The following is a 22,034-nucleotide window of genomic DNA, read 5'->3' as shown; positions in this document are numbered from 1 at the left end:
GAAAAAGGGGTGAAATATTTTTCTAAGTTTTTTTCACCCCCAACCATCTTCATGTAACCTTCATCAGTTAACGGCCCCGTACCTTGAACATCTTGCGTCCAAGGTACGGGGCCGTCACAAATAATAGAATTATACGAAGTAGCTTCGATTAGAGGAGAGCTGTCATGTCAGAGGCCCAGGCAAAAGCCAACGAGAAGTACCGCAAGGCCAACGTCAAATCTTTCAACGTCAAGTTCTTCCCGGCCGATGCCGACGTCCTGGCGTACTTCCAGGCCAAAGAGAACCGCAACCAGTACATCAAGGACCTCATCCGCAAAGATATGGAACGTTCAACGACCGACCGGCAAGATGAGTAAACCCAAAATGGCAACAAGCACCTTTTGAAGCGCAATTTATATTTTCGCCCCCATCCGCCCACAACAATTATTCATTACTGAGCTATATAGGTGAGTCACCGGACTTCCCTCCCCTACAATCGAAAGCGATGGATTTCGATACAAGGAGGCCAGATGGCCGGTAAAAAATCTGACGCGGAGTCATTCGCCAGCAGGTGGGCGAACAAGGGAAATGAGAACCAGGACACCCAGCGGTTCTGGATCGACTTCTATCAGAACGTCCTGGGCGTTGAGGATGCAGTCTCGAGGCTCGAGTTCGAAAAGCCCGTCTCCACCGACGCGAGCACGCATGAGGGCTATATCGACGTCTTCATACCATCAGCCAAAGCCCTTGTCGAACAGAAGTCGCTGGGAATCGACCTCGCCAAGGAGGAGACGCGCCAGAGCCGCAAGGTGACGCCCGCGAAGCAGGGCAACGCCTACGCTCAGGGCATGCCCCTCTCCCAACAGCCGCGCTACATCATCGCTTGCAATTTTGCCGAGTTTTGGGTCTTCGACCGCGAGCGGGACTCGCTATGCCGGGAGCCTCTTTTCAAGTTGCCGCTCGCCGAGCTCCCCAAGAACCTCGCGGCCATTCAGTTCCTCAAGGGCGGGGCGGAGGCCCCAGCCACGATCTCCCGCGCCGTTTCCGTCGAGGCCGGCAAGATCATGTCGAAACTCCATGACCAGGTCGCCGAGGCGTTCGATGATCCCGACACGCCCGAGAATCACCATGCGCTCTCTGTGCTCATGACGCGTCTCATGTTCCTCATGTTCTGCGAGGACTCGGGGCTCGTGGCCCCCAACGCTTTCCGCGACTACGTCGCCCACTTCTCGGCAGGCGATCTCAGGCGCGGCCTCAAGGACCTTTTCGTTTGGCTCGACACCAAGGACGAGGAACGCGACAAGTACGCCGAGTCCTGGCTGAAGAAACTGCCCTACATGAACGGCGGCCTCTTCCGGGAGAAGACGGAGATTCCGCCCCTGTCCGACAACTTCCGCCATACGCTCATCGTCGAGGGGTGCCAGGAGTTTGATTGGTCGGGCGTGAGCCCCACGGTCTTCGGCTCCATCTTCGAGGGCGCGCTGTCCCACGACCACCGCCGCGCGAACGGGCAGCACTTCACGAGTCCCGAGAACATCCACAAGGTCATAGACCCGCTCTTTCTCGACGGCCTCAAAGCCGAGTTCGATGATGCCTGCGCCAAGCCCGTCGCGGGCGGCGCGAGGACCCGTGCGCTCAAGGACCTGCATAAGAAGATCGGCAGCATCTCCATCCTCGACCCGGCCGCAGGTTCCGGCAACTTCCTCACCGAAAGCTATCTCTGCCTGAGACGGCTGGAGAACCGCATACTTTTCGAGCTTCAGGGCGATCAGGCATCGTTCAGCTTCGAGGACTCGGGAGACCGCGACGTGCTCGTGAGCCTGAGGAACTTCCACGGCATCGAGCTGGAGGACTTCGCTTGCTGCGTCGCCCGCACGGCACTCTGGATCGCCGAGAAGCAGGCAGACGCCGACACGGCAAAGGTGACACAACGTGTCTACCAGGAACTGCCGCTTACCGACTATGAAGGCATCGTCAACGCCAACGCCCTCCGCATCGATTGGAACGACGTCGTTCCGGCCGACGAGGTCGACTATGTCCTCGGAAACCCGCCGTTCATCGGGTATTCGAACCTCAACGAGGAGCAAAAGGCCGACCGCGCCGACATATTTGGCAAAACGGGCGGCGTGCTCGACTACGTGGCTTGTTGGTATCGCAAAGCGGCTGACTACACGCGCGAGACGCAGGCGCGCTGCGCGTTCGTATCAACCAACTCCATATGCCAGGGGCAGCAGGTCGAACCGTTGTGGAAACCACTTTTTGAAGACAAGGTCAATATTAACTTCGCCCACAAGTCCTTCGTATGGAACTCCCAAGCCGCCGACGAAGCTCATGTGCACGTGGTCATTGTTGGTTTCTCCCGGGTTAATGGCACTAAAAAAGACTTATTCGATCGCAGTGACAGCAAGAGTGAGGTAACACGCATCAACGCATATCTTGCAGCCGCACCGGATGCTTTCGTTTCAAGGAGGGCAAAGCCACTTTGCGATGTCCCTGCAATGATGGCGGGTGGTAAGCCGACCGATGGTGGAAACCTTCTTCTCACGCAGGAGGAACGCGACGAGCTGCTGTGCCGCGAACCAGATGCCGCCCCATATATCAAGCCATTTTCAATGGGTGCCGAATACATCAACGGCATACCGCGCTACTGCATCTGGCTAGATGGCGTCGACCCGGCGGTACTGACAAAGCTCCCGCTGGTCCGCAGCCACGTCCAGGCCGTAAGGGAATTTCGATTAGCATCAAAGAAGGCAACAACACAGAAGAAAGCCGCAACCCCATGGCTCTTCGACGAGGTGCGTCCGCCCAAGGGTAAGAGTTATATCGCGGTTCCCAAGGTTTCTTCCGGTCGCCGAAAGTACGTTCCCATGGGCTTTGTGACCAACGGGATGATCCCAGGAGACATGCTTTTTTCGGTTTCGAATGCCGGTCTTTATGAATTCGGCATCCTAGAAAGCCAGTTCCATAACGCTTGGATGCGACAGGTCGCCGGCCGTTTAAAGAGTGATTATCGTTATACGAACACCATCGTCTATAACAACTTCGTCTGGCCTGATGCCTCGACCGAACAGCACGGATATATCGAGTCCTGCGCACAGGAGGTTCTAGACGCCCGCGCAGAGCACCCCGATGCGACCCTTGCGGACATGTACAATCCGGACAACGAATTCCTCTTTCCGGATCTTATGAAGGCGCATGCGGAGCTTGATGCGGCGGTTGAGTCGGCATATGGCGTCGACTTCAATGGCGACGAAAACAAGATCGTTGCCCATCTGTTCAATCTCTATGCCGAAAAGGTCGGTGAGTAGCAATGACGATGCCCAAATGGCATGAGACCATGCGGCCCATCCTTGAAGCGCTGACGCATGTCGATGGATATCTGGCAGGCACCGACCTCCAGGATGCCGTGGCGATCGAATTCGACATGACCGATGACGAACGGGCCGAGCGTCTCAAGAGCGGCCAGTCGAGACTCTACAACCGCGTGTACTGGGGTATCACCGATTTGGAGAAGGCTAAGCTTCTGGAATACGGCGAGAAGAAGGGAACCTACCGTATCACCGATGCCGGTAGGACGTACCTCTCTGATTATCCCGGACCCATTACAGCCAAGGGTCTCTATGAGAACTGCACGGCATTCAAGAAGTGGAAAGACGGCTATCAGGCCGCAAGCAAGGCAAAAAACGCTTCAGAGCCCGAGGGCGTTTCGACGCTGGAGGACCAGGAGTCCCCTCAGGAGGCGATGGAGTCTGCCTACGGCGAGATTCGCGACGCGCTCGCCGACGACCTCATTTCGATCATCATGGGAAAAGATCCGTATTTCTTCGAGCACCTGGTCGGAAAGCTGCTCGTGGCGATGGGTTACGGCGAGAGCCTGGACTCCCGTGCCGACGTCACCAAAAAGAGTGGTGACGAGGGGATAGACGGCGTCGTCCGTGAGGACCGACTCGGATTTGGAACCATCTGCTACCAGGCTAAGCGGTGGGATCCACAAAGGACGGTCGGACGGCCGGAGGTTCAGGCATTCGTCGGGGCGCTTTCCGGAAAGGGCGTATCGAAGGGCCTTTTCATCACCACGGCTCGCTTCTCCAAGGATGCCCGCAAATATGCTGAGGGCCTCCTGGGGCAGACGGTCGTGCTCGTCGACGGCCCAGCGCTCGCCGGCCTCATGATCGACTACGGCGTCGGCGTGAGCACGAGACAGGTCTACGAGATCAAGGCCGTTGACACCGATTTCTTCGACGAATAGCGCGTGTCTGCAACGCGCCGCTACCGCGCGCCCTTCCGCCCGTTGCATTTCGAGCAGAGCACCTGCAGGTTGGATGGAACGGTCTTGCCGCCCTTCGCGACCGGCACGATATGGTCGACGTGCAGGCCCACGCCGTCCGGCATGTATTTCCCGCATATCTGGCAGGTGTAGTTGTCCCGGCGGGCGATCTGCTCGCGCAGCTGCTTCGTCATCAGCCTTCGCTGGTTCTTGGCGTGATAGTCCCTGAGCGTCGCCTCGTCGTTGATAGCGGCGAGGCGGCTGCGGCGCTCGACGATCCACTCCCAGTTCACGTCAAGCTCGGAATCATCCATCGACACCTTGTAGGACGTCTTCACGTAGTTGGCCTGCTTGTACCTCGTCTGGTCGCGGCAGGTGATGAACCTAAAGGCCCTGTCATCGTCGACCGCCTCGGCGTACTGACGCTCGCGCCGGCTGCGGAGCCGGCAGGTTTTCAGATACTCTTCTTGCTCGTGCTTCCAGTTCTGGATGTATGCCCTATGGGCGACGATGGCGTCCCAACTGGCCGGGTCCATCAGGTGACGGTCGATGTAGTCCTCGATCCTCACGTTGCGCCTGCCAGACACATTGAAGCGGGCCACGTAGTAGGGATACCTAAAGGGGCTCGCCAGAATCCTGCGAACCAGGACCGCGATTGCACAGACCAGGGCTATGACCAGCACGCCGAGAACGAAATAGGGCGTCAGGTCGACTATATAGTGGTACCCGTCTATCTCATAGAGCTGAGTCATGGCATTCTTCCTTCCCCAAGGATGGCAAAATGATACCAAGACGCGGGTCTTCCGGATCGCGGGCGCTTTCCACGCGATACATCCATGCCCCTCCGTCCGGACACCGCACACCGAACCCCCACACCACGTTCGCTTTACAATCAAGAACATTCGTTCGACAATGAAGCCCGTGAGATACAAACGGATGTTCGGGGGTACGCGCATGATCATGAAAAAGCACTCGCTTGCGGGAACCTGCGGCATACCCACCGATGCACAGCGCATCTACATCCCCGTGGACGCCAACGGCGCGGACGACCCCGACCACGGCCCGTCCGATCCCGTCACCATCCACTGGCCGGACGGCCGCAGTTGGAAGGTTGAGAGCATCTACGCCCGCCAGGAGTTCGGCCGCGCCATCTTCGGTAACCTCTGTGTGCGTTACGACGTCTGCATCGCGAGGCAGCGCAAAACGGTCTGGTGGGAGCACGGCGACTGGTTCGTCGAGCGCGGTGGCGGCATGGCGGTGATGCCCGGGTGATGGGCCACACAAAGGACTTCGGCGGCGGCATCACCGTTCGCGCCAACGGCGACAAGCCCGGCAGACGCGTCCATAAGCAGTACGTAGACGTCTACGCCCGCACTAACGCCGACGGAACGACGGTGCCTGTCCGCGTCTGCTGGCCGGACGGCCGCGGCTTCACGATCGACCAAATCATTCGAATAGACCCCTTCGGCGCGGTCATCCACGACGCGCAGACGGCGGTCTACACGGTGCGCTTCGGCGGCTGGACCACTCAGCTCATGCTGGAGCACTACCACAGGGAGGACCCCATTCACGGGGCAGATGACCGCCTGCGATGGTGGGTCTGGGCGTTCGAGAACACCCGCTCGAAGAACGACGTTTCCGCACCGCCTGCCGACACGCACGTCCGGTGAACGCGGGTTGGGTCGTCATGCGGAACGCAGAGGGTGACGTCGGCTAGAGCCAAGCTCCGGTCCACTCGCTCCGGTTCCTCGTCGCCGCGAGGAGCGCACCGCATGCCGCGAGCAGTTCGTAGTCCGCGATCCTGATCCCGACCGACATGGCCTCGGCGAGGACTTCAATCCTTCTGCCATAATCCTCGATCTCGGAGAATACCCCGATACCGTCCATGAGCCGCTGGGCGGCTTCGCTCGGTCCGTCCCCCGTCGTGACATGACGTTCTTCCATGCCGAAACAATCCTCTCTATGCGAGAAAGGCGATGATAGCAGGTGCTGTCCGGGCCAACATAAACAGCGTTTTACGTTTTACGGCATCCGCCGACGGCGGCCACGGCTCCGCGGCCGGGTGGCACCTCCGCTACGCCGCGTCAAGGGGGCCCATGAGACCCCGCACAAACCTCCGCTCCGCTCCGGTTGGTGGAGGTCGTCATGGACCTCCCTTGACCCGTCTTCGCTCCGGTGCGGCTTTGCAGGGAGCAAAGCCGACGACGACGCGCGGCGTCGCCATTCGGCTTTGCCCGCAGGGGCGAGATGTTGAGGGCAGGGTGCCCGGAACGGAGGAAGACATGCAGCAGCTGATGACCGAGGAAATCGCCAAGACGGTGCCGAGGCTCTATGGGCAGGACGGGGCGGAGGACCCCATCGTCCACGTCCACTACTTCTCGTGCGTGAACGGATGGGACTGGTGGCTGCTCGAGTTCGACGGCACGGACGAGGCTTTCGGCCTCGTCGAGGGCTACGACGACGAGCTCGGCTACTTCAGCATCAAGGAGATGGCCGAGCTGAACCGCCAGATGGGGTTCGCCGCCGTCGAGCGCGACGAGCGCTTCTCCCCGAAGCCGCTCAGCGCCGTCAGGAGGAGGTAGACACATGGTCACGGTCGAGTTCGACTCCATGGGCGAGGCGGTCCGCCTCGCCCTCGTGGCCGGGGAGTACGCGGGCGGCGGCCTGGCCGTCCTCCTCCTCGACGCCACGGACCCGCGCTCCGATGGCTACATGGCCGGGTGGGGCGTGCTCACGGCGAACGTGCCGTCGGCGGCCGAGTGGTGCCGCGGGCGCGGCAACATCGCCATCGACGCCGACGTGCCCGCGGCGCTCCTCGGGGCGCTCGAGGCCGCCGGCTTGCTCCGCATGGCCGGCCGCTCGGCGGCGTCCGGGATGGCCCGCTACCCGCTTGTCACGGTCGCCGGGCACGCCCTCGACGGCATGGGCGGCCTGCCCGAGACCCTCGAGGAGGCTCTCGGCTCGACGGTCGTCGTCGAGTACGAGTCGGGCGGCGACGGCGGCGCGTTCGAGGTGGGGACCGCGCCGGCCGGATCGGCCGAGCTCGAGCGACTCATCGCCGCCGCGAGGTCCGAGGCCGACGCGTTGGCGGTCGCCGGCGGATGGGCGGCCGTCCGGGTCGGTTTCGGGGACGCCGAGACCATCGACTGCGAGACGGGCCGGACGGTCTACGAAGGCGGGGCGGAATAGCCCCGGGCCGTCGCCCGCACGGGCATGCCGGCGACGGCGTGCCCGCCGCGGCGTTTCGCGGGGATGCCTCGCGCCATCCCCGGACCCCTGCGCGCCAAAGGGACAAGTCCCCTTGGGACCCCAGACGACCGCCGGCAGGCCGTGAACGGCAGGCCAATCACTCGGCTTCAACTCGCGATCGCACCGCCGTGTCACGGCCCGCCGGCTCTCGCTCCGGCTCCGTTCGATGGCTCCCCTAGGTCGCCATCACTGCGCCTCCGCTCGCCTGCCCCGTTGCACTCCGGCCGGTTCGGCCTACGCTTCTCGGGACATGCAAGATATGTATTCCGTGCAACGGAATATCTTGCCCGGCAGAAGCCGGGATGTGCGAACCGCTCCGAAGTCGCTCCCGCAGAACCGTGCAACAGCTTTGCCAGCTGTTGCACGGACCCCAGATATGGAAGTCAGTCCCGGCCTCTTCCGTCATCTGTGCTCTCGCGGGCAAGCTCCCAGGCGGCCCGCATGGCGAGGTCGATCCCCCTTGCCGTGAACCTCATGATCCGCCCGGTCGAGCGGTTGACGGCGTAGCCGAGCCTCGCGCCGTTGATCTTCCTCGTCTTGCCGAGGGACTCCGAGTGATAGCGGTATTGCAGCGCCCCCCGCTTGGAGCGGGCGACCTCAATCCCATCGGATTCCAACCGCCTTGCAAACTCCCCGAAGCGGTCGGGGCAGCTTTTGAGCCTCCCGACCTCCTCCGCCCTCTGGGCGATAATCGCTCGGACCCTTGCGTTCTCGGACTTGTCGGATCGCCCCTTCTTTGCCATCTCGCGCTCCTCGCGACCGGGCTGGCGCGCGTGCACCTTTGAGTTCGAGAGGCCCCTTTCGAGTTGCTTCAGACCGTACTCTGCGTCAAGGTCCTTCACCGTTCTCACACGGGATTTCGCCGCCGCCCTCGCCGGCCCGTCGTTCAGGCGTCGCCCCGTCTCGAGGTCCGTCCTATTGATGGCGAGGTGAGCGGCGAATCGGGCCGATCCATCCGACCTGCACCTCTCCTCATGCAGCACGATCACGATCTCCTGGTTGGGATAGCGCTTGGCGATGTAGTCCCTCGCGTACTCCATGCAACGCGAGGGCGTCATCGGCCCGCCGTTGCAGGAGCACTCGTCCGGGTTGAAGCCGATCACCTGATGCTGCATGTACGTGCACCTTGCGCCCTGTTTCCCGGGCCGGTTGTGCCCGGCCGCCTCCCGGGTAGCGTCCATTTCCTCGAACCAGCGGTCCTCATTGATGATGTGCTGGGTATCGTGCTCCAGCACTTTCTCCCTATCCCAATCGAAATACCGCTTGAGGTTTTGGAGGTGCTCCCTGCTCATGACGCTCGTCTGCTTGATTGCGGTCATTTTCCAACTCCCTTCAAAAGCCGCCGTCAGTCGACGAAGAGGCCGGACCATCCATCGGCGGCAGGTGACTCCGCGGCTTCTTCCTCGAATCCGGGAGTCCAGAGATCGACGCCGTCCGCCCGACCTGCTCGCCTTGATGTCAGCCTGGCCTGGTATTCCATTCTCTTGGCCGTTTCATGCTCGCGCGTGCCCAGATCGAAATGCCCTTTCGTCGGCATCCGCGTGCAATCGCAGACGGGAGCCCGGAAGCACCCCGCATGTTCCCTGCCCACACCGTTCTCCGCGGTCTTCACCACGATGACGCCGTCCTTGTCGGGGGACATCTCCGTCCACTCCCAGGTGTGGATCAGGTCGTCGGCATGCTCGCTATAGGATGTCGACCCTGTGCCGCCCGAGGGCCCCCTGCTCGAGCTGGTTCCCATGGTGTGGCGCGTCGTCTTCCCGGCCAGCTCGGTGAAATACTGGCGATCCTCGGCCTCGCCCAGCTTCATGGCGACCTTGACGCCGCAGTTTGCCAGGATCTTCTTCCGTCCGTCACGCTCGCCGTACTTGTTCAATTGAGAGATATTCTGAACCGCACCCATCCAGAATAGGCCATACGAACGTCCAAGGCTTAGAAGGCTCGGCAGGCACTCAACCTTCGGCAGGTTCCCCCATTCGTCACCGAGAATGGACACCGGCCTCGGCAGCTTTCCGCCAGTTGCGTCCGCGATGGAATATACGGCGGCATAAAGCTGCTCGAACAGGACCGCCGCGATCGCGTTGTAGGGGGATCCCTCGTCCATCACATGGAGGAACAGCGCGGTCTTCTCGCTCAAGATTCTCCTCGGATCAATATCATCCCCTGAGGTCATGCGGGCAATCGGCGCCGAAGCGTAAATCCTCAGGTTGACCTTCAGCGTGGAGACGATGCTCCTCAGCTCGTTACCGCCACTCGAGATGAACTGCGAGGCACGCGAGCGCGCCGGATGCTCCTGTGGCAGGGAGCGGAACAGGCCTTTCAGCGGCTCGCATGGGTCTTCGCCGGTCCCCTCCGTCCCCGAGCATATGATGTGATAGACCGTCGCAAGATGCTTGCAGCTCTGTGAGCAGCCCTCGTCCAGTACGACCAGAAGGATCGTCGCCGCGAGCAGCGATCGCGCGGATTCCGTCCAGTGGTTCGCCTTCGCATCGTTCTCCCCGACGACGAGCGTACGGGCGACGGCGTCCGCGGCCTGCTCCGCCTCCGACAAATCTCCCCCGTTCGCAAGTCTATCGACCAGCTCCAGGGGATTGAACGTGTCGCTCCTTTCGGGATGTTGAGCATCCAGCAGAAGCACCCGGTATCCGCGGCGCTCCAGCTCGTCGCCCGTTAACTCGATGAGTTCACTCTTCACGTCAGACACGATGATGGTCTGCGGGCTTGATTCCCCGTCATCCGCCCCATACGTCAGCAGATCGATTGTTGGAATCAGAAGTGCCCTGGATTTTCCAGCGCCCGTTGAGCCGTCGAGAAACATATGTCGCCTCGGCTCGAACAGATACTTGGAGCCGAACAACGTCTTCTCAAAACCGTACACGAATCCCCTGTTTTTCGGCTGTCCGTGCCCATCCCAAATCTCCGAGCCTTGGATGGTCTCAGGCCCCGATTTCACCCGCGCCTCTCCGAGCACGCCTCCATCGGCGGCCCGCTCCTTCGAGGAAGCCGATAGCTGCATGAGCATGAATACCAACAAGAACAGGGCAAACGAGGCAAGGCAGCCCGGGATGCAGTGAGGTGCCACGTTGGCCCACCACCAGATGATGCTATCCACGCTCAGGGCGAATCCGATTGAGCTGAGCTCGATCGGAAGTCCGAGGACCACGCAATCGAGGGGGATGGCGACAAGAGGCGCAAACCCCGCGGTAAGCAGCGCCGCGAAAACCAGCGCCATGACCAGCTTCTGCTTCACGTGAATCACCTAACCCCTTGCGCGGGCGAGCAGGTCGTTGACCCAGCCCACCGCGGTCGAGACGATTGAAGTCGCCCGGTTGAGGTTGTTGAGGACCACCGGGTCGGGGCCGTAGGTATTGAGGGCACGGACCGCCTGGTTGAGATTCGTGCCGATCTTCTTCAGCTCGGTCCTGATGCCGGCAAGCTCCCCCGTATCGGCGACCCTTACCGGCTTCTCGCCGCAGAGCAGGGCGGCGTCGCGCATGAAGGAAGACGCCGGCATATTCATGGCTGCCGCCTTCTCCTCGATCGCCTTACGCTGCGCCTCATTCATTCGCACGTTGATGTGCGTATTCATGGAAGTCATAACCATCCAATCTGGACGGGGCCGGCACAGCGGCCCCGTCTCCTTTATTTAGTTGACATTGTTTGAAGCAACTGGCCGATGCGCCCAATCCTTGCCCGCGCCCATACATCAAAGGGAACTCCTGGCAATGTTCCGAGATGTAAACGGTATGGACGCCATTGCTCGCTGTAGACATCAAGAGCATCGAGCAGGCGTTTCCGTTCCCAGATGAGCTCCGCGGCCGAAAGCAATGGAAGGTCTCTGTTCTCGGCTCGAGCGAGCTCATCAGAAGACAAGCATGGGCTGGGCACCCGGTACCCACCGATGCAGGGCCCGGGTTCCATGATTATTTGACCTCGCAAAATGTTGCCGCTGGGGCATCAAACTCGAACTCCACAACACCGCATGAGCCATATCGATTTTTCGTAACCGATGCAATCACGGGGCGTTTTTTTAAAATCATATTGGAGTTCCGCTCTTCGGTCCTATTTCCTTTAATCGATAGAGACATAACGATATCAGCAGAGTACTCGAACATATTGCACCCCCCAATTGCCTGTAAACCAGTAGTTTGTTTGTCGTAGTTCGTCCGGTTAATCGAGGATATAGCGAAGAGCGGGCAATGAGTCTCGTCCACAATTCTGCGAAGCTCGGAAGCGACAAGCTTGAGCCCAATACGTTCATCGACAGTTCGGAGATCTTGAGGAAGCGCGACAATTTGAGCGTAGTCGACAATCACCAACGGAGGTTCGCCGTATTTAGCTGCAACTTTCTCGATGGGCTGGCGCATCCCGTCTTTCTCGATTTCACCGGACACTATAAACATACGGTCGGCGATACTGCCGGCATAAACTTCGACCATCTTGTCAAAAAGCTCGCGTTTGTCCGCGGACATATCGCCACCATACATATCATCATAGGTGAGTTCGCCGCCCGAAATACGAGTCAAGCTCTTCGCCAGCATGCTGGCACGACTGAGCTCGCCCTCGAAAACGATAACCGGGTGTCCCCCCATGGCCCAACGGTCGGCTATTTGGTGCATGAATGTGGTTTTACCGGTACCGGGCCCTCCGGGCACAATGCACAGGTACTGGCGTATTCCGCCGAGAATCGTATCTAGGCCTTGGTGTTCGATATGGCCGAGCGGCTTATTCCTCAAGATGTCAAGTGCGGTTTCATCAAGCCCGATGCTCATCGAATCTACAGCTTGCACGGCTCGCTCACCTCCAATTCACGAAGGTAAGAAAAGAAACTCGATTCGAGAATATAGATGCGGCGATGGAGCGCGATGGCACGTCCGCTCTCCTTCATAAGCTTTGACGCCGTAACCGGGCTGAGACCGGTTATCTTACACACTTCCGCGATACCCAAAAGGCGCTCATGGCCCAAGCTGGGACTGAAAGAATCCGCAGGTGAAGCCTGTACGGCAGCGTACGGCTCATTCGATTCAACCGGCATGGTAGAATCCTTTCTGGCTGGCTCGCCCCTCCCCTCGGTCTGCAAACTTTGATGGGAAGGGCGGGCGGCTATTAAATTGCGACCAAGTTAATACTCCAAACGTCGGGCTGGTCAGGCGTTTACTTGAAAATCAGTTTAATGCTTTTAATTCTTAGTTTTCAATCTTTTTTCAATCTTTCTTCGCTTTTCTTTTGAACTAACATGGACATACCTTCTTACCTGCGTTAACATCATGAAAAACGACAGGAGGAAATATGCCACGTCTCCCAGTATCAGGCATGAAGATGAAAAAGGTTAAAGTCGGAACAACTGTTCAGGTCCAAACCGCTGACGAAATCGACTCCCTTCGCAACACGAAATCGGATTCTATTAGAACCCCCGGCGAGGCAATCGATTTCGTCTTTAAGCTCATCATGAGACTTGACCCCGAGGTTGCGCGCTCTCTAGATAAGACCTGTGTCCAAGGCATCTCTTCGATTGACGATGAGCTGAGTCGCCTACGCCATGACGGTTCCGAGAATATGGCCGTCGCATCAAAGCGGCTTCAACAGGAGCAGTTTTCCGCACTCCACGAACATCTATCCAATCTGTACGAAGATGATGAGGTCGCCATGGGCATGAGACGAGTAGATCTTCTTGGTGACGATTTTGCCGTCTTCCCCTCCGATTGGGTCCTCCTGGAACCCGAAAGCGCTGCAAAGGCATGCAGCCAGGTTAGCGTTATCGAAATTCACGGCGGAGCCGAATACTGCGCCCCTCATTTCGTCTTTTTCCATAACGGCGAGTACGACAAGAACGATAAGCTCGAGAAAGCGACCGAATTATGGCCGCAAATGAAAGACGTCCGTCGAGATGAAGTGAAGCTCGTGGCGGACGATAACGGCAAGTACCTCAACATGAAGGAACATCTTGCCGCACCGATTATTTGCTACTTTAACCTTCTCGACGCTTCGTACTATCAGTCGGTCGAAATGACACCTCCGTATAATGCCGTAATCAATCGAATCCGTTAAAACGGTAGGGCCCCAATTGGGGCCCTATCGTTTTAACTTTTTAGGAGATCGTCCAGTACTGAAGCAGCCTTCTGGTCGTTTGCCTCGATGAAATGGCTATAGATAGACAGTGTTGTCGATGGGCTGGCATGGCCCAGACGCGCTTGTATCGTCTTAATATCCGCATTGGCTCCAACGAGCAAAGTTGCTTGAGTATGTCTCAGCTCATGAGGCTTCAGCCCGCTATAACCCGTATAGCGGGTACGTTTGACGCCGTCACTCCCAATGACTTCCCTGCTCTCCTCAAAAGTACCGAAGCCGTTTTTCGCCGCAAACAGCCTAAACGCCCTTGAATAGTTATGTCCATCCATCCGGGTCACAAGAGCCCGTTTGCCGTTAGCGGCGTCAACGACCCCAATGGAATGGACAATGGGCGTTTCTCCAGTCTGCCCCACTGCAAAGGAATCGAACTCACTCCGCTGAATGACTTTCCACCTGTCCAGATAATCGGCAAGTTCATTTCCAACCGAGATCTTACGCCTGCTCATCTTTGATTTAGGCGGCCTTAACGTCCTGTCATTCGTGTACTGCTTTACTACCCTTAGCGTCCTGGCTTCAGGGTCATAGTCTTCCCATGAAAGACCCAGGGCTTCCCCCTTCCTCAAACCGCAGAGAAGCAGAAGCATTGTGCATGTGATAAAGGAAGATGGCTTCTCCTCCAAAAGGACGGCAAGAAGCCTTGCCGCCTCATCGGCGCTCAGCGCCTTACGAGCCTCGACATTCTGCTTGGGCAGCTTCACTCCCCTACAAGGGTTTTTGCCCACAAGGTCGTTATCGACGGCATCCTCCATTATCTGTTTGAGCTTGATGTGGATGCGGCGAATTTCACTTTCGCTGAATCGGCCTTCTTTTCTAGCCTTGGCATAAGCAGTGCGAACGTCATCCGATTTAAGCCGAGTGAGATCGGGATTGCCGAACAGCTCGCGTATGTGACGAATGTCCAAACCTTCACGCTCGTAAGCAAGAGGTGATCCCATGGTCGACTCCCTGTTCGCGTGAAACCTGTCCGCATAATCCGATAGGCCCAGAGGACCATTGCCACGGTTGGAAGCGCCCTCAAGCTCAGCTCTATAGGCCTCCAGCGCCTTGGTGACTTCACTCGGCCAGTTTTTCGGGTTCTTGCTTCTGCAGTGAACCCTGCGTGACGGACTACGGCGGTACCGTCCTGTCTCCGGGTCTTTTCCCAGGGAGAAATAAATCCGATAGACGCCTTTGCTCTTATCGATACATTCCGATGTGCCGCGAGCGGTCTTTTTTATCAATCCCTGCAATCATATCCCTCGTTAGATTTTCGATTAGGCTTGCTGGCAAAGCTTTAAAGGCTTTGCCAGCAAGCCTAATCGAAACTTTTCACACTTTCAAGTCTCACTAAGTGTGAAAAGAGTGGGAAATCCGATTCTAATAGCTAGCTCGGTATTTGCTATTTACCTATATTTACCTGCATTTATTTTAAATTCAGTGAAATTGGTCTTATCTCGGTAAATGCAAAAGTCCCGTACTCGTAAAGCGGGGGTCACCGGTTCGAGCCCGGTCGCTGGCTCCATTGCACAAGATAGCCGCCTTCGGGCGGCTTTTTTGTTGCTGATTTCGGGCGCGCTTCCGCCAATCCAAGCACAACGCCGCCGGAAACTCTCCTACTCAACAAAAGCCCCGCCAACCGCAATCCCCAAAGGAACCGCGTTCAGCGGGGCCCAAGCGAGCTCCCCCAAGGGATAACGCTCGCAACACGAACAGCTCAGCCGAGCAGTTCGCTACTCCTCCCAGTAAGCATCTGCAAGCAGCTTAAAGCAAATCTTCTTGACCGGCTGTGCGCCATCGCCCGGGAACTCGAGCGTGGGCATGTGAGGCTCGCCGGCAACGAACAGTGCAAACTTATCGTCGGCAAGATCGCCGGCGATCGAAGCGTCGGAATCGACCAGATCGTAGTCGTCCTTCTCGTCAAACTCCTGAACCAGCGTCAGGCTGCCCGTGGCGACCTTAAAGGCCTCGCGACCCTCGACGTCGATCTGCAGGTCGTGATAGCGCTGATGCGTCTCATAGTGAGCCTCGGCCTCGGGACGCGTCGTGGGAGACATGACGTTCGCAAAGACCTTCTCACCCAAAATCGGATGGCTGCCGACCTCGAGCTGTGCCGGGTCGTTCTCCTCGAGCCAGTCGATCAGCACGTCGAGGCCCTTGAGCATTCCGCGGTACTCCTCGATATCGCCCAATGCACCGTAAATCATCTAAATCCCCTCTCGGATCGCTTCTTTGGCGGCTAATCGGCAAACGCGTTACCGATGCTGTTGCCACCCACATACGCCTCGACCAGGGTAAGGTCGGGATTGAACACGACAAACTCGGCGTCGCGCCCCAGCATAATGCTACCGCACTTGTCGTCGACATGAGCTAGCAAGCAATGCCGGGGCCGACGCCCAGGCTTTTACAGCTCGGTCACGACAACGCCGTTGTAGACCTCGTCCCAACGGTCCATGACCAGATGGCCGGTCATGGGATCCATGGCATTGAGCTTGCCGCAGGTGTTGGCGGTACGCAGCACCGTCTCGTCATCCGCGCCAGCAGCAATCGCATGCGCGAAGCCGGCAATGGTCGAATCGCCAGAGCCCGTAGCGTTAACGGCGGGGATATCGGGGGTCTTGGCGCGGAATGCACGGCCATTATGGAAGCCCACGGAGCCGGCAGCGCCCATGGACACGACGACCCAGGGGATATCGGAGAAGCGGGCATCAGAGGCGAGCGCGGCGCGGAGCTCGTCCACATCGTCGGTGGTAAAGCTCGTGCCCAGAAGGCCGTTAATCTCGGTCAGGTTAGGCTTGACCAGCTCGGGCTTAATTTCGGACTTAAGGGCGGCCTCGAGCGAAGCACCCGAGGTATCGAGCAGCACCTTGGCGCCGGCGTTCTCGGCAATACCCGTGATCTTGGCGTAGTAGCCCGCCTCGACACCACGGGGCAGCGAACCCGAGATGGTAACGACAGCGGCCTTGCTCGCAAGCTCGGCGAACTTGGCGGTAAAGGCATCGAGCTCCTCGGGGGCAATCGTCGGGCCGCTCTCGAGTAGCTCGGTCTGGTTGCCGGCGTGGAGGATGTTAAGGCAAATGCGAGTCTCGCCCTTGATGGGTACAAAATCATTCTTAATGCCGTTGGCATCCATGAGCTCGGCCATGTAGGCGCCCATGTGGCCGCCGAGTAGACCGGTTGCCACAACGTCGTCGCCCAGCTGACCCAGTACACGGGCCACGTTGAGACCCTTGCCGCCGGCGGTCTTTTCGGGCGTCACACGGTTAACGTCGTCGATAATGAGCTCATCGAGCTGATAGCGTGTATCGACGGACGGGTTCATCGTAACGGTGAGGATCATTTTTAGCTCCTTATCTCGCAGGCTCCTTGTGCCTTGCAAAACGAATTGGCTACATGCGACTACAGAATCTCGATTGTGAACGAGCGCACGATGGTTTCTTTGGGCTTGGCGATAAGGCAGCCGCGCTTGTGCTCAAGCACGTCGTCCTCATCGGAGCAGGTCGAAAGACCGCCCCAGGGCTCAACTGCCACAAAATCACCCTCGGGCTTGCTCCACACAATGAGGTACGGGAAGCCCTCAAAGCTCAGGCGAACACCCTTGTCCTCGCCCTTTTTGGAAAGCGTGACCTGACGGCTCTCGAGCACGTCAAAGATGGTCTCCGCAAAATCGAAGAGCTCATGTGACAGAGGCAGCGTCTTTCCCACCATGGGGTTCTTGGAGCGGTTGGTCACGTCAATCAAGCCAGTCGAGGGGACGGCAGCGCAAAGCTCAGCAGCCTCGTCTTTCTCAAAACGCAACTCGTAGTCCGTATAGGCCTCGCCCTCATCGAGCGGGCACCTAAAGCCGGGGTGTCCACCGATAAAGAAAGGCATGTCCTCGGTGCCCTCGTTGGTAACCTCATAGGAGACGCGCACGGCGGCGTCCTCGAGCGTATAGCGGGCGACAAGCTTAAACGGATACGGATAATCGCTCAGCAGCGCGGCGTTATCCTCCGAAGCCAGGCACATCGCCAGCTCGTTCTCGCTCTGGCTCAGCAGCTTCCACTCCTGTTTGCGCGCAAACCCATGGCGGGCGAGCTTCACATGATGTCCGGCAAACGTCATGGCGCTGTTATCGCGCAAACCTCCGCAAATCGGGAAGCAAATCGGTGCCTGGCCGGACCACACGGCGGGATCGCCCTGCCACAAGTACTCGCGACCTCCAGCCTCAATCGAGGTAAACGAACCACCGGCCGTGGAGACCTTGATAGAAATCGAATCGTTGGAGAGAGCGTATTCCATTGTCCATCCTTTCGAACAACTGCTTTTTGCTCGCAAGAACCCGTCTCGGCCCTGACCAAAGGACAAACCCGCACGTTCATCGATGCGTCCGGTTTCCCAGCCATGCAACGGGGTACCATACAGACATTGATGCAATTACAGCTGAAAGGCCTTCTTATGCGAACCATCATCCTTTATGCCTCACACCACCACGGCAATACGAAAAAGCTCGTGGACGCCATCGTCGAGGCGCACCCCGAGATCGATACCCTCGACGTGAAGTCACTCGGTAAAAACGAGTACCCCGACCTGCACGAATACCATCTGATCGGTGTCGCCACGGGCATCTATTACTCCGAGATCGACAAGGACATGGCACGCGTGCTCACGAACGTGCTGCAGCCGCAGGACAAGGTGTTTGGCCTTATGACCTACGGTGGCAAAAACAAGTGGTACGGCAAGGATATCGATGGCATCTGCCGCATGAGGCAGGCCATCTTTATGGGCGTCTACGGCTGTCCCGGCTTTGATACGTGGGGGCCGTTCAAACTCACCGGCGGCGTCCAGAAGGGACACCCGACCGCTGAGGAAATTAAGGGCGCCGTCGACTTCTTCGACAAGATCGAAGACGAGTATGGCGACATCATCGTCGAAGAGTACGCCAAGCGCGAGAAGCGTCTAGCATACGAAAAGGAGCATCCCGCGGGGGGTCTTGTGGCCGGCGTCAAGCGCACGGCAAAGAAGATCGTTAACAAGCTGTAACTGTTAAGGTGCTTTTGAGCGTTTAACCCATACGGCGGGTCCGAGCAGATTCGGGCCCGCCGTCTTTTTCTATCGTTAATCGGTAAAGGCGTTGCCGACGCTCTGGCCGCCAACATACGTCTCGACGAGGGTGAGCTCATGGTCGAACACGACAAAGTCGGCGTCGCGACCCGGCATGATGCTGCCGCACTTATCCTCGATGTGCGCAGAGCGAGCCGGCACCTCGGTTGCCATGCGAATGGCGATATCAGCGCTGGCGATGCCCCAATCGACAATGTTCTTGACGCCCTGGGCAAGCGTGAGCACCGAGCCGGCAATGCTTTTGCCGTCGGCGAGCCAGCACAGGTTGTCCTTCATGATGACGTCCATGCCACCACTGGTGTAGCTGCCCTCGGGCATGCCGCCGCAGCCCAGGCAGTCGGTGATGAGCACCGTGTGCTGCCAGCCCTTTGCCTGCAGCAGTGCCTTGATGGCGGCAGGGTTTACGTGCTTGCCGTCACAGATGATCTCGGCGTAGGTCTCGGGCGTGGACATGGCAGCACCCACGACACCGGGCTCACGGTGATGCAGACCGCGCTGGCCGTTATAGGTATGCGTAAAGCAGCTGGCACCGGCATTGATAGCGGCGATGCACTCATCGTAGGTGGCGTCGGAGTGACCGATGCTGGTCACCACGCCCTTGGCGTTCAGAGCAGCCGCATAAGCAGCGGCACCGTCGCGCTCGGCGGCCATGGCGCTCTTAACGATGCGACCGCCCGCAGCCTCCTGCCACTGGTCGAAAACCTCCTCGGAGGGGTCAATCAGGTAAGCGGGGTTCTGCGCGCCCACGTGCTTCATGGTAAAGAAGGGGCCCTCCAGGTAGATGCCCTGAATGCGGGCACCGCAGAAGTCGGGGCCGCGGCCCTCGTCCGCCTTGGCGATAGCAGCGCAGGCGTCCTTGATCTGTTCGACGCCATCGGTGAACGTCGTGGGCAGCCAGCTGGTGGTACCGCGACGGGCGAGCTCGGTTGAGCTGATATCGATGCCCTCGGGATCGTTATCGGTAGTTGAGTGGTTGTAGAAGCCATGGATGTGAGTATCGACCATACCCGGTGCGATCCACGATCCCGTGTAGTCCTTAATCTCGCAAGAGGGCTCGTCGGCCTGCCAGGCGCCAAAAACGCCATCCTCGACCATAAGATAGCCGCCCAGTTGCGGGCCTGCCGGCAAGAAGAACTTGTCAGCCTTAATTGCGTACGTGCTCATATGCACTCCTCGCTTCTAAAGCAGTTGACTGTGGTAATGCTTATACCCAGCTCACGTAAAACAAAAAGCGCCCGCCCGCCGTTATGAGCGGACGGGCGCCCTTACAGGGGGACGCGATTAAGCGGTGAAGGGGTGAATCGTCACGCCCTTAACCACGCGGTTGACCGTGCCGGTGGGGCTCGGCGTATCGGGCGTGTTGCCCACGCGGACGGAGTTGAGCAGGCTGATAGCCTGGGCAAACATCACGAACGGCAGAGCAAGGTAACCCTCGGGAAGTGCCTCGTAGCCCTTAAAGGTGAAGGACTCACCCTCATAGACGGTGGCACCTTCCTGCTGAACGGCGATGGTGTGCTGAGCGATCTCGTCGCCACCGATCTCGTTGAGGATGTCGATGTCGTACTGACGGGTGTAGGCGTCGTTGTTGACGAACACGAAGACGAGCGTCTTATCGTCGACGAAGGACTTAGGTCCGTGACGATAGCCCATGGAGGTGTCGTAGGAAGTAGCGACCAGACCGTGAGCGAGCTCGAGGATCTTGAGCTGGCTCTCCTGAGCAAGGCCACCGAAGGAGCCAGAACCCAAGTAGGTCACGCGGTTGAAATCGCCAGCCAGGTAATCGGCGATCTCGGGCTCACGGGAGATGACCTCCTCGCCCATCTTGGCAATCGTCTCGACCCACTCGGCCTTCTGCTCGTCAGAGGCAGTGTCGAAAATAAGGGTGGAGAGCAGGGTCATGCAGGAATAAGAACCGGTCATGGCGAAGCCCTTGTCGTTGGCGCGCGGAATGAGCAGCGTCAGCGCATTGGGATCATCGGCAGACTCGACGGCAAGCTTGCCCTCGGGAGCGCAGGTGATGTTGAGGAACTTGACGTTGCGGACGAGCTCCTTGGCAACGGCAACGGCGGCAAGGCTCTCGGGGCTGTTGCCAGAGCGGGCAAAGGAAACCACGAGCGTGGGATCCTCGGCGCGCAGGAAGTCGCGCGGGGCGCTCACGATGTCGGTCGTGGCGATGGGCTTAAAGTCGTAGAGATCAGTGTTGCCAGCGTGACGCAGGTACGGGGCGCAGGTATCGCCAACGTAGTCGGACGTACCGGCACCGGTGAAGACAACGGACAGACGACCCTCGCCCATAGCGCGAGCCTCGGCCAGGAAGGCCTCGATGGCCTCCTTGTTCTCGCGATAGATGTTGAGCGTATCACGCCAAAGCTCGGGCTGCTGAGCAATCTCGGCCGTGGTGATCTGGGCGCCGAGCTCGGTGAGCTCCTCGACACTCTTCTCGAACATTTCTAATACCTCTCTCTAGAAGTAATCCTCTGACGTGCAATTATACACTTCGGTTGGTTATCTGGTAGTAACCAGTTAAATGCAAAGAATCACCATATGGAAACGATGCGAGCACTAGTTACTGCGCTGGTGGTAAACCTTGTATTTAAACTGATCGGCACGAGCAACCGAAAGTGTGTACTCCACTACCTCGTTTGACTCGTTATACGTAGTCCTGACCAAATCGAGCACAGGCGAGCCCTCGACAATTCCCAAAAGGTGGGCATCGGTGGGACGGGCTATGCTCGCATAGAACTCCTCTTCGGCCACGCGAATCTTTTGCTGAAAGTCCTGCTCAATCACATCGTAAAGCGGCTTACGCTCCAGCAGCGGTCGCTTTAGGGACAGAAATTGACGAACCGGTAGATAGCTGCGTTCGACCATCATGGGCATGTTGTCGGCAGAGCGAAGACGCTTGAGCTTAAAAATGCGATCACCGATGCGCAATCCCATATGCTCGGCCAGATTCTTATCGGCCTCCATCTCGCAAAACTCGAGAATCGTGGTCTCGGGTTCTCGACCCATCGCGCGCATCTGCTCGGTAAAGCTGTAGGACTGCATAAGATTGGTTGCTTTTGCCGAACGGTCGGTCACAAAGGTACCGCGACCGTGCTGCCGAACCACCAGTCCTAAACGCTCCAGTTCCTGCAGAGCCAGGCGTACCGTAGTGCGCGAGAGACCATAGCGCTCCGAAAGTTCGCGCTCGGAAGGAATCATGTCACCGGCGCGATATTCATGGTCAATCTTTTCGGTCAGAATATCGACCAGCTGATCGTACAGCGGTTGCTTACGCGCTCCGATCGCCATCCTATCCTCCCTTTTGCTCGAATTCGGCTAACTACCT

23 protein-coding genes are annotated in these 22,034 nt (G+C 58.6%); 9 read left to right on the top strand and 14 right to left on the bottom strand.

The genetic code is table 11. The features are described 5' to 3' along the window. Positions 1–164 precede the first annotated feature (164 nt). The 3 genes from DWZ01_RS02445 to DWZ01_RS02435 all read left to right on the top strand — a co-directional run bounded on the left by DWZ01_RS02445 (position 165) and on the right by DWZ01_RS02435 (position 4,228). Positions 165–356, top strand: a complete 192-nt coding sequence (locus tag DWZ01_RS02445) for a hypothetical protein (RefSeq protein WP_117847942.1) — start codon at positions 165–167, stop codon at positions 354–356. Positions 357–509: 153 nt separating this feature from the next. Beyond that, complete coding sequence (locus DWZ01_RS10885) at positions 510–3,287, top strand: DNA methyltransferase (protein WP_117847940.1); 2,778 nt, start codon at positions 510–512, stop codon at positions 3,285–3,287. A gap of 29 nt (positions 3,288–3,316) precedes the next feature. After that, on the top strand, positions 3,317–4,228 hold the full coding sequence (locus DWZ01_RS02435) for a restriction endonuclease (RefSeq protein ID WP_158556982.1): 912 nt from the start codon (positions 3,317–3,319) through the stop codon (positions 4,226–4,228). 20 nt (positions 4,229–4,248) lie between these two features. Here the strand turns inward: DWZ01_RS02435 and DWZ01_RS02430 are convergent, their stop codons facing one another. After that, positions 4,249–4,998, bottom strand: coding sequence for an HNH endonuclease (locus DWZ01_RS02430; RefSeq protein WP_117847936.1), 750 nt, complete (start codon positions 4,996–4,998; stop codon positions 4,249–4,251). A 202-nt stretch (positions 4,999–5,200) separates the two neighbouring features. Between DWZ01_RS02430 and DWZ01_RS02425 the strand changes: the two genes are divergently transcribed. Next, on the top strand, positions 5,201–5,518 hold the full coding sequence (locus tag DWZ01_RS02425) for a hypothetical protein (RefSeq protein ID WP_147332613.1): 318 nt from the start codon (positions 5,201–5,203) through the stop codon (positions 5,516–5,518). Next, complete coding sequence (locus tag DWZ01_RS02420; protein WP_117847933.1) at positions 5,518–5,916, top strand: hypothetical protein; 399 nt, start codon at positions 5,518–5,520, stop codon at positions 5,914–5,916. Before DWZ01_RS02425 ends, DWZ01_RS02420 begins: the two co-directional genes overlap by 1 nt. Before the next feature lie 43 nt (positions 5,917–5,959). Here DWZ01_RS02420 and DWZ01_RS02415 read toward each other — a convergent pair whose 3' ends face one another. Beyond that, the gene (locus DWZ01_RS02415) at positions 5,960–6,190 is read right to left on the bottom strand and encodes a hypothetical protein (protein WP_117847931.1); all 231 of its coding nucleotides are present in this window, start codon (positions 6,188–6,190) and stop codon (positions 5,960–5,962) included. 152 nt (positions 6,191–6,342) lie between these two features. Between DWZ01_RS02415 and DWZ01_RS10765 the strand changes: the two genes are divergently transcribed. Together DWZ01_RS10765 and DWZ01_RS10680 are read left to right on the top strand one after the other, a co-directional pair. Beyond that, positions 6,343–6,828, top strand: coding sequence for a DUF2958 domain-containing protein (locus DWZ01_RS10765; RefSeq protein WP_199412367.1), 486 nt, complete (start codon positions 6,343–6,345; stop codon positions 6,826–6,828). 4 nt (positions 6,829–6,832) lie between these two features. Continuing rightward, positions 6,833–7,435 carry a hypothetical protein gene (locus DWZ01_RS10680; RefSeq protein WP_158556980.1) on the top strand — a complete coding sequence of 201 codons (603 nt, stop codon included), beginning with the start codon at positions 6,833–6,835 and terminating at the stop codon, positions 7,433–7,435. 443 nt (positions 7,436–7,878) lie between these two features. Here DWZ01_RS10680 and DWZ01_RS02395 read toward each other — a convergent pair whose 3' ends face one another. The 5 genes from DWZ01_RS02395 to DWZ01_RS02375 all read right to left on the bottom strand — a co-directional run bounded on the left by DWZ01_RS02395 (position 7,879) and on the right by DWZ01_RS02375 (position 12,530). Then, positions 7,879–8,814 carry a relaxase/mobilization nuclease domain-containing protein gene (locus tag DWZ01_RS02395; RefSeq protein WP_158556979.1) on the bottom strand — a complete coding sequence of 312 codons (936 nt, stop codon included), beginning with the start codon at positions 8,812–8,814 and terminating at the stop codon, positions 7,879–7,881. Between the two features lie 26 nt (positions 8,815–8,840). After that, a complete protein-coding gene (locus DWZ01_RS02390) occupies positions 8,841–10,745 on the bottom strand; it encodes a type IV secretory system conjugative DNA transfer family protein (protein ID WP_147332612.1) in 1,905 nt (634 codons plus the stop codon). Between the two features lie 9 nt (positions 10,746–10,754). Further along, a complete protein-coding gene (mobC, locus tag DWZ01_RS02385) occupies positions 10,755–11,084 on the bottom strand; it encodes a plasmid mobilization relaxosome protein MobC (RefSeq protein ID WP_199412366.1) in 330 nt (109 codons plus the stop codon). A 334-nt stretch (positions 11,085–11,418) separates the two neighbouring features. After that, positions 11,419–12,285, bottom strand: coding sequence for a DnaB-like helicase C-terminal domain-containing protein (locus DWZ01_RS02380; RefSeq protein WP_147332611.1), 867 nt, complete (start codon positions 12,283–12,285; stop codon positions 11,419–11,421). Continuing rightward, positions 12,273–12,530 (bottom strand): helix-turn-helix domain-containing protein, encoded by a 258-nt coding sequence (locus tag DWZ01_RS02375; protein WP_117847918.1) that lies wholly within the window; start codon positions 12,528–12,530, stop codon positions 12,273–12,275. Before DWZ01_RS02375 ends, DWZ01_RS02380 begins: the two co-directional genes overlap by 13 nt. A 284-nt stretch (positions 12,531–12,814) precedes the next feature. On the opposite strand from DWZ01_RS02375, the gene DWZ01_RS02370 reads away from it, so the two are divergent. Further along, positions 12,815–13,543: a hypothetical protein gene (locus tag DWZ01_RS02370; protein ID WP_147332610.1), complete on the top strand. Its 729-nt coding sequence runs from the start codon at positions 12,815–12,817 to the stop codon at positions 13,541–13,543. 32 nt (positions 13,544–13,575) lie between these two features. Here DWZ01_RS02370 and xerC read toward each other — a convergent pair whose 3' ends face one another. The 4 genes from xerC to DWZ01_RS02345 form a co-directional block, all read right to left on the bottom strand. Beyond that, positions 13,576–14,853, bottom strand: coding sequence for a tyrosine recombinase XerC (xerC, locus tag DWZ01_RS02365; RefSeq protein WP_199412365.1), 1,278 nt, complete (start codon positions 14,851–14,853; stop codon positions 13,576–13,578). 480 nt (positions 14,854–15,333) lie between these two features. Continuing rightward, complete coding sequence (locus DWZ01_RS02360) at positions 15,334–15,807, bottom strand: YhcH/YjgK/YiaL family protein (RefSeq protein WP_089572396.1); 474 nt, start codon at positions 15,805–15,807, stop codon at positions 15,334–15,336. Between the two features lie 197 nt (positions 15,808–16,004). After that, the gene (locus tag DWZ01_RS02350) at positions 16,005–16,940 is read right to left on the bottom strand and encodes a hexose kinase (RefSeq protein ID WP_117648435.1); all 936 of its coding nucleotides are present in this window, start codon (positions 16,938–16,940) and stop codon (positions 16,005–16,007) included. Between the two features lie 59 nt (positions 16,941–16,999). After that, positions 17,000–17,881: an aldose 1-epimerase family protein gene (locus DWZ01_RS02345; protein WP_117847913.1), complete on the bottom strand. Its 882-nt coding sequence runs from the start codon at positions 17,879–17,881 to the stop codon at positions 17,000–17,002. A gap of 156 nt (positions 17,882–18,037) precedes the next feature. Here DWZ01_RS02345 and DWZ01_RS02340 point away from each other — a divergent pair, with 156 nt between their 5' ends. Further along, positions 18,038–18,622, top strand: coding sequence for a flavodoxin domain-containing protein (locus DWZ01_RS02340; protein ID WP_225093927.1), 585 nt, complete (start codon positions 18,038–18,040; stop codon positions 18,620–18,622). A 75-nt stretch (positions 18,623–18,697) separates the two neighbouring features. Here the strand turns inward: DWZ01_RS02340 and nagA are convergent, their stop codons facing one another. The 3 genes from nagA to DWZ01_RS02325 all read right to left on the bottom strand — a co-directional run bounded on the left by nagA (position 18,698) and on the right by DWZ01_RS02325 (position 21,997). Beyond that, on the bottom strand, positions 18,698–19,867 hold the full coding sequence (nagA, locus tag DWZ01_RS02335; protein ID WP_117847910.1) for an N-acetylglucosamine-6-phosphate deacetylase: 1,170 nt from the start codon (positions 19,865–19,867) through the stop codon (positions 18,698–18,700). 117 nt (positions 19,868–19,984) lie between these two features. Beyond that, a complete protein-coding gene (locus DWZ01_RS02330; protein WP_117847908.1) occupies positions 19,985–21,151 on the bottom strand; it encodes an SIS domain-containing protein in 1,167 nt (388 codons plus the stop codon). A gap of 114 nt (positions 21,152–21,265) precedes the next feature. Continuing rightward, complete coding sequence (locus tag DWZ01_RS02325) at positions 21,266–21,997, bottom strand: GntR family transcriptional regulator (RefSeq protein ID WP_022094608.1); 732 nt, start codon at positions 21,995–21,997, stop codon at positions 21,266–21,268. Between the last annotated feature and the right edge of the window lie 37 nt (positions 21,998–22,034).

The organism is Collinsella sp. AF28-5AC (assembly GCF_003457875.1).
Taxonomy (GTDB): domain Bacteria; phylum Actinomycetota; class Coriobacteriia; order Coriobacteriales; family Coriobacteriaceae; genus Collinsella.
Note: the sequence above shows the minus strand (reverse complement) of the source record. Positions and strands in the feature narration are given on the sequence as shown.